Below are 13,884 nucleotides of genomic sequence, written 5' to 3'. Positions count from 1 at the left end.
ACCGGTTGCACGGCCAGGGTTTCCCTTGCCCGACCCCGCCGCTGTGCTACACTGGCGGTGCCCGGCACCCGCCGTCGGGCAGGAGCCTCCATGCGCGTATCCCGACCCCGGACCATCCAGACCAAATTCCTCATGGGCCTGGCGGCCATCGCCCTGTGCGCGGGCCTCTTGTTCTCCTGCGGGCTCTACGTTCACCTGCGCGGCCTGCTGGAAACCGAGGTCGCCGACAAGGCCGAGATGGTCCTGGACCAGGTGGAGGCCGTGCGTCGCTATGTGCGCGACACCCTGCGTCCGGCCATGTACGAGGCCCTGCCCGCCCACGAGTTCATCATCGAGGCTATGAGCACCTCCTACGTTTCGCGCAAGGTCATGGAACTGACCGAGCTGTCCACCAGCCAGCTCAACTACCGCCGCGTGGCCGTGGGCGCGCGCAACCCGCGCTTCGAGGCCGACAACCGCGAGCTGGAGTTCATCGAGCACTTCCGCGCCAACCCCGCCGAAACCCGCATCTCCCGCTTCGAGACCATCGACGGCGTGGAGTACTACATCACCGCCAAGCCCGTGCGCTTCGGCGCCTCGTGCATGAACTGCCACGGCGACCCCGCCGACGCGCCCCAGGTGCTGCTGGACCGCTACGGCACCGGGCGCGGCTTCGGCCACGAGCTGGACTCCATCGCCGGGCTGACCTCCGTGGTCCTGCCCGTGCACAGCGCGCTGACGCGCATCCGCGGCGCCACCCTGGGCTTCGTGGTCCTCTCCTTCGCGGGCGCCCTGCTGTGCTTCGGCGTGGTCAACATCCTGTTCAACCGCGTGGTGGTCTTCAACCTGCGCCGCGTGCTCGACGTGTTCCCGCTCTACTTCAAGGAGCAGGCCCAAAGCCCGATCCTCTCGCGGGTCAACAACCTGGGCGACATGGACGAAGGCGACGAGATCGACGAGATCATGCACGCCGTGGAGGAAATGGCCAAGACGCTCTCCAGCGCCCGCCAGGAACTGGAACACTACGCCCACAACCTGCGGCGCATGGTGGACGAACGCACCAAGGACCTCTCCCTGGAGGCCATGGAGCGCAGAAGCGACGTGCTGCTCTTCGTCTCGCTGCTCGACGCCCTGAAAACCTCCCAGACCCGGCGCGAACTCATCGAAACCGCCCTGCCCAGCATCGGCACGCGCTACGGCGCCGCGCGCGCGGCCTTCATCTGCACCGTGTCCGCCCAGAACTTCTTCTCCTGGCCGGAAAAGGGCCGCCGCCCCGACCTGCCCGCGGACTGGGGGCGCGTGCTGGCCGAGGCCCGGCCCGTCTTCACCCACGACACGGCGCTCATCCCCGTCCAGCCGTCGGACTCGGCCCTGGAAGGCTACCTGTGCCTCTACTGGGACGCCGAGGCCGACACCGAGCCCGGCCAGATGCGCGACGTGCTCATCGCCCTGGGCCGCCAGATGGGCATCGCCATGGAGAACCTGAACGCCCTGGACACCCTGCTGCGCCAGAACATCATGCTCGAATCCATCTTCGAGGGCATCGCCGACCCGCTGCTGCTCATGGACGGCTCGTGCAACGTGATCATGGGCAACGAGGCCGCGCGCCAGCTTGCCATCCACGCGGACGATCCCCTCGGGGACGCCGCGCCGCCCCAGGAAGACACCCCCCTGCCGCGCCTGCTCGGCCTGGACCCCGCCGCCGGGGAGCGCTGCCCCCTGCGCCAGGTGCTCCGGCAGGGCCGCCCCACGTCCTACGAGGCGACCCTCTCCGGCCAGCGCTCCTTCGCCCTGAACATCTACCCCCTGCCCGGCTCGCAGGACCGGGGCGGACGCGTGGTCGTCTACGCCCGCGAAAACACCGCCGAAAAGCGGATGCTCGAAAGCATCCAGCAGAGCGAAAAGCTGGTCACCGTGGGCAAGCTCGCCGCCGGGCTGGCCCACGAGATCAACAATCCCCTGGGCATCATCCTGTGCTACGCCGAGCTGCTGCGCGCCGCCGCCGACTCGGACCAGCAGCGCGCCGACGTGGACATCATCATCCGCCACACCAAGCGCGCCCAGCGCGTAATGCAGGACCTGCTCAACTTCGCCCGGCCGCGCGGCGGCGGCCACGGCCCCTGCGACCCCGTGAGCGTCGTGGCCGTGCTGGCCGACGTGTTCTCCCTCCAGGCCCAGAAGATCGGCGCCGTGCTCGACATCGCCCTGCCGCCCGACCTGCCCCCCGTGACGACCTCCGCCGAGGCCCTGGAGCAGATCATGGGCAACCTGCTGCTCAACGCCCTGGACGCCGTGTCCCAGGACCCCGCCGCCCCCGGGCGCATCACCGTCGGCGCCAGCCACGACCCCGAGGCGGGCACCGTGACCATCACCACCGCCGACAACGGCCCGGGCATCCCGCCCGAGCACCTGCGGCGCATTTTCGACCCCTTCTTCACCACCAAGGAGGTGGGCAAGGGCACCGGGCTCGGCCTGGCCGTGGCCTACGGCCTGGTACAGCAGGCCGGGGGCACCATCGAGGCCGCCAACGACGGCGGCGCCGTGTTCACCCTGACCCTGCCCGCAGCCCCGTCCGAAGGCCCGTCCGAAGCAGGAGACGCCCCATGACCGCTCCCAAGGACAGCATCCTCATCGTCGACGACCAGAGCGTCTTCGCCCAGGGCCTGGCCCGGCTGCTGGACAAGGAGTTCCCCGGAGTGCAGAGCGTGGTGGCCACCAGCGGCGCCCAGGCCCTGGAGATCCTGGCCGCCCGCCCCGTGACCCTCATGCTCTCCGACCTGCGCATGCCCGGCATGTCGGGCATGGACCTGCTGGCCCGCGCCCTGGAGGCCGAGCCCGCCCTTTCGGTGGTCATGATCACCGGCTACGGCTCCATCGAATCGGCCGTGGAGGCGCTGAAGGCCGGGGCCTACGACTTCCTGACCAAGCCCGTGGACCGCGAAAGCCTCGTGCGCGTGGCGGCCAAGGGCCTGGAACGCGCCCGGCTGCTCGGCGAGAACCGCCGCCTGCGCGCCCTGGTGGCCCAGGCCGGGTCGCTGCAAAACCTGCTCGGCCGCTCCCAGGCCATGAACCGCCTGCGCGAAACCATCGCCGCCGTGGCCGCCAGCGACTACACCGTGCTCATCGGCGGCGAATCGGGCACCGGCAAGGAGATGGTCGCCCGCACCATCCACAATTCCTCGCCGCGCGCGGCCCAGCCCCTGGTCAGCGTCAACTGCCCGGCCATCCCCGACCACCTGCTGGAGTCCGAACTCTTCGGCCACGTCAAGGGCGCCTTCACCGGCGCGGACCGCAACCGCAAGGGCCTGTTCCTGGCCGCCCACGGCGGCACCCTGCTGCTCGACGAAATCGGCGACATCCCCATGAACGTGCAGACCAAGCTCCTGCGCGTGCTCCAGGAGCGCGAGGTCCGGCCCGTGGGCGCCAACGAGAGCACCCCCGTGGACGTGCGCATCCTGGCCTCCACCAACCAGAACCTCGAAGCCAAGATGCAGTCCGGGGACTTCCGCGAGGACCTCTTCTACCGCCTGAACGTCCTGCACATCCACGTGCCGCCCCTGCGCCAGCGCACCGACGACGTGCCGCTCCTGGCCCACCACTTCCTCACCGAGGCCTGCCGCGACATGGGCCTGCCGCCCAAGGACATCGCCCCCGAGGTACTGGCCTTCCTGGCCGCCCGGCCCTGGCCCGGCAACGTGCGCGAACTCCAGAACTTCATGCGCCGCCTGGCCGTCTTCGCGCGCACCGAAACCGTGAACCTGCCCCTGGTCCGCCTGGCCGACGGCAACGCCCCCGGCGCGGCGGACGCCGAGCCCGACCTGCCGCCCTACAAGGACGCCAAGTCCAAGATTCTCGACGACTTCACGCGCACCTACGTGCGCCAGCTCCTGGCCATCACCGAGGGCAACATCTCCCAGGCCGCGCGCATCTCCGGGCTGGAGCGCGTGTCCCTGCAAAAGATCCTGCGCCGCCTGGCCATCGACGCCGAACACTACCGCTAGCCCCGCGTGGTGCCGGACCGGGCCCCGCCCGGCTGGGCCGTCGCGCCGCGCGGGCTTGCGGTTTTCACGCAAACGCGGGTATATGACCCCGAGCGCGAACGGCGCGCCCTGCGGCAGAACATCCCAACGCCAGACGACCAGATGCCCGTACCCTGCCTCCGCGTTTCGGCCCCGGCCCGCTCCCCCCGGCTTCCGCGCCTCGCCCCGGCGCTGGCCCTGCTGCTCCTGCTGGCGGCCCTGGCCGCGCCCCAGGCCCAGGCCCAGACGCGCCAGCAACTCTATTCGCGGGCCCTGGAATCTTTCCAATGGGTCATGGCCGAAGAGTCGCGCGCGAACCGCCGCGACCTGTGGGCCAAGGTCATCGAACGCTTCGAGGCCGTGCTGCGCGCCGGAACGGACACCGAATACGCCCCAAAGGCCCTCTACTACATCGGCCGCAGCAACGAGGAGCTGGCCCTGCGCTCGGGCCTGCGTTCCGACGCCGTGCGCGCGGCGGACGCCTTCCAGCGCGCCGCCAACCGCTTTCCCCCCGGCCACTCCTGGGTGGACGACTGCCTCTACCGCAAGGCCGAGGTGACCTGGCTGCGCCTGGGCGACGGGCGCACCGCCGCCGCCGACCTGCGCGAACTGCTGGCCGCCTACCCGGGCGGCGACCAGGCCCGCGCCGCCAACACCCTGCTGGCGCGCATTTCCGGCACGGCCCAGGCACCGAAGACGACCGCCGCGCCCAAAGCGGCCGCGCCCAAGGCCGCCGCGCCGACCCTGCCGCCGCCCTCCACGGCCCCGGCCACCATCACGCCCAAGATCCGCGCCGCCTACGACCGCGCAACGGCGGATTTCCAGACCCTGAAAAAAGCCACGGGCACCCCCCCCGCCAAGCTGCGCGACAACGCCGCGCGCCTGGGCGAAATCTACCGCACCATCCCGCGCACCACCCTGGGCGCGCGCGCGGCCTACTTCGCGGGCTTCGCCAGCGAGGAGGCCGGCGACCGCTCCGGCGACCGCAACGACTACGCCCTGGCCGCCGAATACTACGCCCGCGCCGCCGACGCGTTCGACCGCAAGGACTCCTGGCGCGACGACGCCATCTTCCGCAAGGCCCAGACGGCCTACCGCCACCTCGGCGACGAGGACAAGGCCTACGCCGACCTGCTGCTGCTGACCGCCGAATACCCCGATGGCGATCAGGCCGAACAGGCCCGGGCCCTGCTGCGCGAGATGGACCAGGCCCGCGCCCAGGCCCTGCCCCAGCCCGAAGGGCCCATGACCCCGCCCCCGGCCGCCACGCAAAGCCCGGCCCCCGAGGCCGTCGCCTCGGGCAGTTTCGGCGAGGCTCCGGGCCCCGGAGTGCTCACCGGCGTGCGCTACAGCAGCGGCGACGACTTCACGCGCATCGTCCTCGACCTCACCGGCCCCGTGGCCTTCAAACACGCCCGGCTGCCCGCCGACCCAGCCCAGGGCAAGACCCACCGCATGTACGTGGACCTGGACAAGACCACCCTGGGCACCGAGCTCAAGCGCAAGGTCGAAATCCCCGGCGGATTCCTCCAATCCATCCGCGCCGGGCAGAACACGCCCAGCACCGCCCGCGTGGTCCTCGACTTCAAAGACGACCAGGAATACCACGTCCTGGCCCTGAGCGACCCCAGCCGCATCGTCATCGACGTGTTCGCCAGCCAGTCCGTGGCTCAGGACAAAAAGGACCAGCAGCGCACCGCCGCGCGCCCGACCTCGCCGCCCGCGGCACCCGCTCCGGCCGACGACGACCGCACCCCCGGCAAGAAGGAGGCCACCACCGCCCACGACGTGCTGGCCCAGCTCGGCATGACCGTGCGCACCGTGATGATCGACGCCGGGCACGGGGGCCGCGACCCCGGCGCCCTGCAATACGTCACCACCAAGGACAACAAGGGCCGCGCCAAAAAGACCATCCGCACCAAGGAAAAGGACATCGCCCTGCGCGCGGCGCGCATCCTGGGCAAGACTCTCCAGGAACGCGGCTACAACGTGCTCTACACGCGCACCGACGACACCAAGATCCAGCTCGAAGACCGCGTGCTGGCCGCGAACATCAAAAAGGCCGACCTGTTCATCTCCCTGCACTGCAACGCCAACAATTCCAGCTCCGTGCGCGGCTTCGAGACGTACTACCTGGGCAAGGCGCGCAACGACATCGTCCTGCGGCTGGCCGCCAAGGAAAACAACGTCGATCCCGTCAAGATCAGCGACACCCAGAAGATCGTCATGGACCTCGTGCACAGCTTCAAGATCGAGGAATCCAAGGTCCTGGCCCAGCACGTCCAGAAGAACTGCGTGCGCCAACTGAGCGCCAAGTACAAGGGCATCGTGGACCACGGCGCCCGCAGCGCGCCGTTCTTCGTGCTCATCGGCGCCAAAATGCCCGCCGTACTTGTGGAGATCGGCTACATCACCAATCCGGCCGAAGCGGACCTGCTGCGCTCCGACGCCTACCTCCAGCGCGTGTCCGACGGCATCGCCGCCGGTATCGACTCCTACCGCCAGGAACTCCAGAGCGTCCGGCTGTAGGCGGCCGCCGGACCGGAAACGCTCCCGAAGCGGACACGGAACCGGCACCGCCCCGTCCCGCATAAAAAACGCAAGGGACAGGCATCCGCGTCCCCCCGTTCCTCAAAAAGCAGGCCGGGTTCCCTCACGGGAACCCGGCTCAAAAAAACTCCCCCAGGCCGAACCTTCCGCCGAGTGGCCGCGCGGGCCTTGCCGCGCGGCCACTCGGCGGCGGGCGGGGTCCAGGGGCCGTTGGCCCCTGGCGGGGGGTGCCGGGGGGCGGAGCCCCCTGGCCAGGGGGTCCGGGGGACGGAGCCTCCCGGCGGTGGCGGAAAAGCCTACGCCCCCTGCTGCTCGGCGCGGGCGAGGGTGGCGGCGGCTTCCTGGTGTTTGCCCTGGGCGGTGAGGGCGCGGGCGAGTTCGGCCCAGAAGCGCGGCTGCCCGGGGGCCAGGGCGGCGCTTTGGCGGGCCAGGGCCTCAGCGACCTCGGGGTCTTCCCCGGCGTCGAGGTAGAGGCGGGCCATGAGGTGCAGGGCCAGGGCGTCCATGGGGTCGTGGATGAGCGCCTGGTGCAAGTGTTCGCGGGCCTGTTCGGTATCGTTGCGCGCCAGGGCGAGGCGGGCGAGATAGCGCTCGGTGAGCCCCTGGCCGCCGGGGGTGTTGCGGGCGCGCAGGAAGTAGCGCCGGGCGTCGGCGAAGCGGCGGCCCGCCTGGGCCAGCTCGCCCAGGCGAATGAGGGCGAAGGTATGGGTCTTGTCCACGGCGAGGCAGGCGCGGTAGGCCTCGCGGGCCTGGGGGGCCTTGCCGGTGCGCTGGCAGGCGTAGCCGTAGTTGTACAGGGCGAAGAGATCCTTGGGATTGCGGCCTAGGACGGTCTTGAACTGGCGCTTGGCGGCGGCGAGGTCGCCGGTGCGCGCCAGGGCGACGCCCAGGGAGTTGCGCGCGGTGGTGTTGGCGCGGTCGGCCAGCAGGGCGAGTTTGTATTCCTCGATGGCGTCGTAGAGGCGACCCTGGGCGAAGAGCTTGTCGGCGTGGATGGTCAGGGCCAGGGAGTCGCAGCGGCCCAGGTGCGGCGCGGGCAGCAGGCGGGCGTATTCCAGGGCCTTGGCGGCGTTGTCCAGGGTGTCGACGCGCGAGAAGGACAGCCAGGGATACTGGGCCAGCCCGATGGCGGGCGCGGGGGTGCCGGACGCTGCCAGCCGGGCCAGGAGCTTTTCGCACAGCCCGGCGGCCTGCTGGGCGGCGGTGGCGGGCAGCAGCCAGACCAGCCCGCCCAGGCTGTGCCGCCCGCCGACGGCGCCGGGGCCGAAGGTGGCGGCGGCGGCGCGGGCCAGATCGTTCAGGGCGGTTTCGGTATGCCTGGGGTCGTCGTCGTCGGGCAGGCGCATGAGGGCCAGGGTGAAGGTGCGCAGGCTTTCGCGGGCTCCGGCCCAATGTTCGAGAAAATCGCGGTAGCGCAGCAGGCCGGTGAGGGCGTCGCGGCGCGGGCCCGGGCCGTCGTGGGGCTCGGGGGCGGCCTCGTGGATGCGCGTCAGGCGGTCGCCGGGCAGCGGGGGGCTGCCGGGATCGGCCTGGGTCATGATTTCGGCCACTGCGTGGCTGCGGCGCACTTCGAGCAGGGCGATTTCGGCCTTGGGCGCTGCGGGCTGGCCGCCGCAAGCGTCGCCGGGCCAGACCAGGAAACGCTGGCCCTCGCGGGCGCCCACGGCGGAGCCGAGGTCCACGGTCAGGCGGCCCAGGGCGGCGGCGGTCTGGATCTGGCCGCCCTCGTCGAGAATCTGGGGATAGCCCACGGCGCGACCCCCGGCGGTGCGTGCGGCCACGGCGGCGGCGCGCAGGGCTTTGCGCAGCAGGGTGGCGGCCTGCTCCTGGGCCGTGGTGCGCAGGGCGTGGCCGTTCATGTCCTGCGGGTAGGCCGCGTGGCCGACGCTGACGGCGGGGTGGACGCGCTGGTCGAGCACGGGATCGGCGACCAGGATATCGGCCATGGCGCGGGCCACGCGGTCGGCGAGGTCGCGGCAGGCCGCCGGGGTGGCCCCGGGCAGGCACAGGGCCAGGGTGTCGTCGCCCGCGCGGGCGGCCAGGGCCTGCTCGGGGGCCTGGGCGGCCAGGGTCCGGGCGGCCTCGGCCAGGGCCTTGGCGGCCAGGGCCGGGCCGTAGGCCTCCTGGCAGTGCTCCAGGTTGTGCAGGCGCACGGCCAGCAGCCCGAAGCATGCGGCAAAGCCCGGGGCGCCGGTGTCGGGGCCCGTGCCCGCGCCGGGCGCGCCGGGGTGCAGGCTGTCGCCGACCTGGGCGATGGCGCGGGTCATGGCGCGCAGGAGCAGGTCGCGGCTGGCCAGCCCGGTGGCCGAGTCGGTGACGGAAATCTTGTAAAGCAGGATTTTTTCCAGGCACATGCGGGCCATGGCGGCCAGATGGGGCAGCGTCGTCTTGGGGGCGCGCACGCTGGCCTCGCGGGCCACGAAAACGCCCAGCAGCCGCCCGTTCAGGGCCAGGGGCAGCAGCACGCGGCGCTCGCCGGGAACCACGGCGGCACGCCCGGCGGCGACCTCGGCCATGGGCCCGTCGGCAACGTCGTCCAGGGAGCGGGGGAAATAGAGGCTGTAGGACTTGTGGGGCAGGAAGGCGGCGATCTCGTCACGCAGCAGGTGCTCGTAGGTGATGAGATCGCGCCGGTCCAGGCCCGGGCCGTCGTCCGGGAGCAGGCTGGGGTGCGCTTTCATGGCCAGCGTATACTCCATGACCGGGGGCGGGGACAAGGGCCCGGCAGGCGCGCATACGGCGGGGCCCCGCGCGCCGCACGGCGCGCGGGGCCCGTATCGTGCCGGGGATCCGGAACCGGCGTCAGAAGATCGGGGAGGCGTCGTCGAAATGGATGTCGCTGGCGGACAACTGGCCCTCGCTGGTGATGGTCGCGATGGCGGTTTCCCCGCCCGCGACGTTGCCGTTGCTGTCATAATACAGGGTATAGGAGTAGCTGTTGCCGCCAAGGGCGGTTTCCACGGCGACGAAGCAGGGGTCGGGATTCGTCAGCCCCGCGCCGTCGCCGGTGTAGGCCGAAGTGATGATGGCGAAATGATCGGCGGCCAGGTCGGCGACGGTGGCGCCCATGCCGAAGGCGGAGTTCTTGAACCAGAGTTCGTCCGTTCCGGCCGTGAAATCGGCGATGGTGTCATAGACCTCACCGGTGCTGCCCCAGTAGAATGTATCGTTGCCGTCGCCGCCCGCCAGGGTGTCGTTGCCCGCTCCGCCGATGAGCACGTCGCTGCCGTCGCCGCCGACCAGGGAATCGTTGCCGCCCTCGCCGAGCAGGGAATCCATGCCGTCACCACCCACAAGGATGTTGGCCTCGGTGTTGCCGGTGATGGTGTCGTTGTAATCCGAGCCGATAACGTTTTCGATATCCTGGATCTTGTCGCCCTCGGCATGGCCGCCGACAAGCGTCGGCGAAAGCACTCCCGCGTTGGGAAGAGCCACGATCACGCCCGCGTCGCTCCCGGCGAAGGAGACCGTATCGTCGCCGTCGCCGCCGTAGAGGGTGTCCTCCCCGTCGCCGCCGACGAGCAGATCGTCGCCGAGGCCACCCAGCATATAGTCGTTGCCGTCGTCGCCGTAGAGCACGTCGTCGCCGTCGTTGCCGTAAAGCGTGTCGTTGCCGTCGTTGCCGTAGAGGGTGTCGCTCCCGCCGTTGCCGGAGATATTGTCGTTGCCGCCCTTGCCCATGAACAGGTTGTCGAAGCCGTCGCCGTTGAGGCTGTCGCCGTAGGCGCTGCCGTAGAGGTTCTCGACGTTGGTGACCGTGGTGTCGCCGAAGGTCCCGTTCAGGGAATAGCTGGAGAGAGCGTCGGGGCTGTCTTCAAACGACACGGTGTCATTGCCGTCGCCGCCATCGATGTAGTTGCTGCCCAGGCCGCCGTTGAGGAAGTCGTCCCCAGCGTTACCGGAGAGGCTGTCGTTCCCTTCCCCACCATAGAGCATATCGTCGCCCGTGCCGCCATCAATGGAGTCGTTGCCATCCAGACCGTAAATCTCGTCGTCGCCCGTGCCGCCATAGATCGTGTCGTTGCCGGGCCCGCCGAAAACGAAATCGTTGCCGCCCAGGGCATAGACGAGGACGGCGGCATCCTCCATGTGTTCAATGGTATCATTGCCTTCGGTGCCGTAGATCGCCCCGTCGTCGGGGGGCTGATGGGGGTCGTCATCACCACCGCCATCGCCGCCATCACCAGCGGCGCCACCGGCCACGGTGTCCTCGTCGTCGGCGCCGCCGGAGGGCTGGTCGCCGGAGGGCGGCGGCGTGGAGGAGGACACGAAGCCCCCCGCGGCGCCGGCCAGGGTCGGGCTGTCCTCGGGCTCCCCGGTGTCGAAGGGGTCCTGGGGCGTGGCGTCGAAGGGATCGGGGGGCGTTTCCCCGCCCTCGCCCTGGCCCTCGCCCTGACCCTCGCCTTCCCGGCCGCCCTGCTGGTCGCCGTTGCCGCCGTCGTCCTGGCCGCCCTGTTCGCCCTGGCCCAGGTCGAGAATCACCGACAAGGGCGCCAGGGTCTGGAAAAGCTGAAGTTCTTCGGGAGTATAGGGCCTGGGCTCACCCAGGGAGCCGTCGGCGCCCATGTCCACCACCAGGCCCTGGTTGGTCAGGAACACGGTGCCCCGGGCGGTGGTGACGACCAGATCCAGGCCGTCGTACTGGAAGATGCCGAAGCGTCCGCTCCCGTCGCCGCGGATTTCCATGTCCGCGCCGGTGCCGCGGATGCCGATGGTCGCCAGGGGCGAGGAGATGGCGATGCCGTCGGGGTTGTCCTTGGCGATGGCGCCGGTGACCATGCGGAAGGTGCCCGTGGAGAGGTCCATGAGCATGGACGAGGCCGAGGGCTGGGCGGGATCGAAGACGTATTCGTCCACGGTCAGGCTCGCGCCGGGGCCCTGGGCAAGCACGGTGTCGTCCGTGAAGCGGACCTCGAAATTGCTGTTCTCGCCGGTGGTCAGCACATCGCCGGAGAAGACGGGGCTGCCCACGGCCAGTTCGCGCACGCCGTCCTGGCCCTGGGCCGTTGCCGTGCCGCGCAGGGCGACGATTTCACCAATGCTCTCCATATCCGCAGGCCTCTTGGTCAAAATTTTCAATACTATTAAGCAATATTAACAGGGCGACAAAAGCCGCGCAACCACTTTCGGCGCGCGCCGCAGCCCCTCGCGCGGAAGGCTTTCCGCGCGGCCGGGGTCCCGCCCGGGTCCCGCCCGGGTCCCGCTGGACATGAACCCGGTTTCCGGTAAGCTGGCCCCGGAGCGAACGAAAGCAGGAGAAGACCATGCACGACCACGACAACCCGGTGCTGGCGGCCATCTTCGGGCGGCGGTCCATCCGCCGCTTCACCGCCGAACCCGTCTCCACCGAGGCCCTGCGCACCATCCTCGAAGCCGGTCGCTGGGCACCCAGCGGGCTGAACAACCAGCCCTGGCGCTTCCTGGCGCTGTGGCCCGGCGACCCGCGCGCCAAGGCCCTGGAAGACTGCACCAAATACGCGCACATCCTGCGCGGGGCCGGGGCGCTGGTGGCCGTGTTCCTGGACCGCGAGGCCATGTACAGCGAACTCAAGGACCACCAGACCGCCGGGGCCGCCATCCAGAACATGCTCCTGGCGGCCCACGCCCTGGGCCTGGGCGGAGTCTGGCTGGGCGAAATCGTCAACCAGGCGCCCCAGGTGCTCCAGGTCCTCGGCCTGGATTCCGAGGCTTACGCCTTCATGGCCCTGCTGGCCCTGGGCCACCCGGACCAGAAGGGATCGTCCTCGCGCAAGCCGCTGGAGGAACTGATGATCGGAGAACTCACGGAATGAAGATACAGACATTCACCCTCGGCCCGCTGGGCACCAACGGCTACCTGGCCTCCCGCGCGGGGCGGGCCGTGTTCGTGGACCCGGGGGGCGACCCCGCGCCGGTGCTGGCCGCCCTGAGCGCCGGAGGGCTGACCCTGGAGGCCGTGCTGTTGACCCACCTGCACTGCGACCACGTCTACGGCTGCGCGGCCCTGGCCCGGGCCACGGGCGCCCCCGTGCTGCTGGGCGAGGCGGACCTGCCCCTGCAAGACACCGAACTCGGCGGCGGCGGCTTTATGGGCCTGCCCCTGGTCGAACCCTTCGAGCCCACCCCGCTGGCCCCGGGCCCGGCCCGCTTCCTGGACCAGCCCTGCACCGTGCTGCCCACCCCGGGGCACAGCCCGGGCAGCCTGTCCTTCCATTTTCCGGACCAGGGCGTGGTCTTCGTGGGCGACGTGCTCTTCCGGCGCTCCATCGGCCGCACGGACTTCCCGGGCGGCGACCTGGACATCCTGCTGGCGGCGGTGCGCGAGCACCTGTTCACCCTGCCGCCGGAAACGGTGGTCTACAGCGGCCACGGCCCGGCGACCACCATCGGCGACGAAATGGCCCACAACCCGTTCCTGAACGGCGTCTACTAGGCGCCCGGAGGCCCCGTGACCGAGCCGGTGATCCTGGACCTGCGCGGCAAGTGCTGAGGCGTGGGCATGGAGGTGGGGTGGTATCTCCGCCTGTCCCGCGCGCCCCGCGTGGAGGCGCTCGTCGCCCCTGAGGCCCTGCCTGCCATGGAGGACCAACGGGCCATCAACCCGTCGTGGACCCTGCGCACGGAGCCGGTGGACGGGGGCTGGCTGCGCGTGGTCTTCACCCGGCAGGCGCGCGAACGGCTCGAGGAGAGCGAAGGAGGCGGGGCATGAACGCGACACGCGGCGGCGCGCCGCTGGTGCTGACCCTCTCGCCGCGCGCCGGGGGCAACAGCGACGCGGCGGCGGGGCTGTTCGCCCGGGGGGCGGCCCGTGCCCTGGGCGCGCCGGTGCCCGTAACGCACCTGCGCGACTTCCGCGTGCGGCCCTGCACGTCGTGCCACGCCTGCGCCGGGGGCGGCCCCTGCCCGCAGGACGCGGGCGACGACGCCGGGCGGCTGCTGGACGCCCTGGCCCAGGCACCCGCCGTGTTCCTCGCCGCGCCCATCTATTTCTACCACCTGCCCGCCCAGGCCAAGGCCCTGGTGGACCGCTCCCAGCGCTGGTACGAGCGCGCCCGGGCCGGGGATCCGGCCGTGGCGGCCCTGGCGCCGCGCCCGGCGTACTGCTGCCTCGTGGCCGGACGGCCCGTGGGCCCGCGACTCTTCGAGGGCGCGCTGCTGACCCTCAGATATTTCCTGGCCAGCTTCCGCCTGGAGCTGCGCGACCCGCTGACCCTGCGCGGGGTGGACGCGCCCGGCGACCTCGCCGCCGACGCCGGGGCCCGCGCGGCGCTGCTGGAGATGGGCCGCCGGGCGGCCCTGGGGGAGGACGGCGCAAACGCTTCGGGGACTGCGGACGACGACGGGGAGCGGGGCTGAC

General features: G+C 71.0%; 9 protein-coding genes. 7 read left to right on the top strand and 2 right to left on the bottom strand.

The window, feature by feature from the left end; all coding sequences use genetic code 11:
* Positions 1-90 precede the first annotated feature (90 nt).
* From ACZ5KV_RS10370 to ACZ5KV_RS10360, 3 genes are all read left to right on the top strand, one after another.
* Complete coding sequence (locus ACZ5KV_RS10370; protein WP_464239227.1) at positions 91-2,586, top strand: c-type heme family protein; 2,496 nt, start codon at positions 91-93, stop codon at positions 2,584-2,586.
* On the top strand, positions 2,583-3,980 hold the full coding sequence (locus ACZ5KV_RS10365; RefSeq protein WP_464239226.1) for a sigma-54-dependent transcriptional regulator: 1,398 nt from the start codon (positions 2,583-2,585) through the stop codon (positions 3,978-3,980). Before ACZ5KV_RS10370 ends, ACZ5KV_RS10365 begins: the two co-directional genes overlap by 4 nt.
* A gap of 141 nt (positions 3,981-4,121) precedes the next feature.
* Positions 4,122-6,527: an N-acetylmuramoyl-L-alanine amidase gene (locus ACZ5KV_RS10360; protein ID WP_464239225.1), complete on the top strand. Its 2,406-nt coding sequence runs from the start codon at positions 4,122-4,124 to the stop codon at positions 6,525-6,527.
* Between the two features lie 317 nt (positions 6,528-6,844).
* On the opposite strand, the gene ACZ5KV_RS10355 is transcribed toward ACZ5KV_RS10360, so the two are convergent.
* Positions 6,845-9,229 (bottom strand): diguanylate cyclase domain-containing protein, encoded by a 2,385-nt coding sequence (locus ACZ5KV_RS10355; protein WP_464239224.1) that lies wholly within the window; start codon positions 9,227-9,229, stop codon positions 6,845-6,847.
* Between the two features lie 121 nt (positions 9,230-9,350).
* Positions 9,351-11,597, bottom strand: coding sequence for a hypothetical protein (locus tag ACZ5KV_RS10350; protein ID WP_464239223.1), 2,247 nt, complete (start codon positions 11,595-11,597; stop codon positions 9,351-9,353).
* 215 nt (positions 11,598-11,812) lie between these two features.
* Between ACZ5KV_RS10350 and ACZ5KV_RS10345 the strand changes: the two genes are divergently transcribed.
* The 4 genes from ACZ5KV_RS10345 (at position 11,813) to ACZ5KV_RS10330 (ending at position 13,883) form a co-directional block, all read left to right on the top strand.
* Complete coding sequence (locus tag ACZ5KV_RS10345; protein WP_464239222.1) at positions 11,813-12,340, top strand: nitroreductase family protein; 528 nt, start codon at positions 11,813-11,815, stop codon at positions 12,338-12,340.
* Entirely contained in the window at positions 12,337-12,960 is a 624-nt protein-coding gene (locus ACZ5KV_RS10340) for an MBL fold metallo-hydrolase (protein ID WP_464239221.1), read from the top strand. The genes ACZ5KV_RS10345 and ACZ5KV_RS10340 overlap by 4 nt, the downstream gene beginning before the upstream one ends.
* 144 nt (positions 12,961-13,104) lie before the next feature.
* Positions 13,105-13,236 carry a hypothetical protein gene (locus tag ACZ5KV_RS10335; protein WP_464239220.1) on the top strand — a complete coding sequence of 44 codons (132 nt, stop codon included), beginning with the start codon at positions 13,105-13,107 and terminating at the stop codon, positions 13,234-13,236.
* Positions 13,233-13,883 carry a flavodoxin family protein gene (locus ACZ5KV_RS10330; RefSeq protein ID WP_464239219.1) on the top strand — a complete coding sequence of 217 codons (651 nt, stop codon included), beginning with the start codon at positions 13,233-13,235 and terminating at the stop codon, positions 13,881-13,883. The genes ACZ5KV_RS10335 and ACZ5KV_RS10330 overlap by 4 nt, the downstream gene beginning before the upstream one ends.
* The last annotated feature ends 1 nt before the right edge of the window (position 13,884 follow it).

It is taken from the genome of Desulfocurvus thunnarius, from assembly GCF_055390965.1.
This window is presented reverse-complemented; position numbering and strand designations above follow the sequence as displayed.

What these genes read in the sequence shown, in the direction of transcription:
- ACZ5KV_RS10330 (WP_464239219.1), top strand. Translation starts at nt 13,233, where the DNA reads ATGAACGCGACACGCGGCGGCGCGCCGCTGGTGCTGACCCTCTCGCCG.
- ACZ5KV_RS10365 (WP_464239226.1), top strand. Translation starts at nt 2,583, where the DNA reads ATGACCGCTCCCAAGGACAGCATCCTCATCGTCGACGACCAGAGCGTC.
- ACZ5KV_RS10335 (WP_464239220.1), top strand. Translation starts at nt 13,105, where the DNA reads ATGGAGGACCAACGGGCCATCAACCCGTCGTGGACCCTGCGCACGGAG.
- ACZ5KV_RS10345 (WP_464239222.1), top strand. Translation starts at nt 11,813, where the DNA reads ATGCACGACCACGACAACCCGGTGCTGGCGGCCATCTTCGGGCGGCGG.
- ACZ5KV_RS10350 (WP_464239223.1), bottom strand. Translation starts at nt 11,597, where the DNA reads ATGGAGAGCATTGGTGAAATCGTCGCCCTGCGCGGCACGGCAACGGCC.
- ACZ5KV_RS10355 (WP_464239224.1), bottom strand. Translation starts at nt 9,229, where the DNA reads ATGAAAGCGCACCCCAGCCTGCTCCCGGACGACGGCCCGGGCCTGGAC.
- ACZ5KV_RS10340 (WP_464239221.1), top strand. Translation starts at nt 12,337, where the DNA reads ATGAAGATACAGACATTCACCCTCGGCCCGCTGGGCACCAACGGCTAC.
- ACZ5KV_RS10370 (WP_464239227.1), top strand. Translation starts at nt 91, where the DNA reads ATGCGCGTATCCCGACCCCGGACCATCCAGACCAAATTCCTCATGGGC.
- ACZ5KV_RS10360 (WP_464239225.1), top strand. Translation starts at nt 4,122, where the DNA reads ATGCCCGTACCCTGCCTCCGCGTTTCGGCCCCGGCCCGCTCCCCCCGG.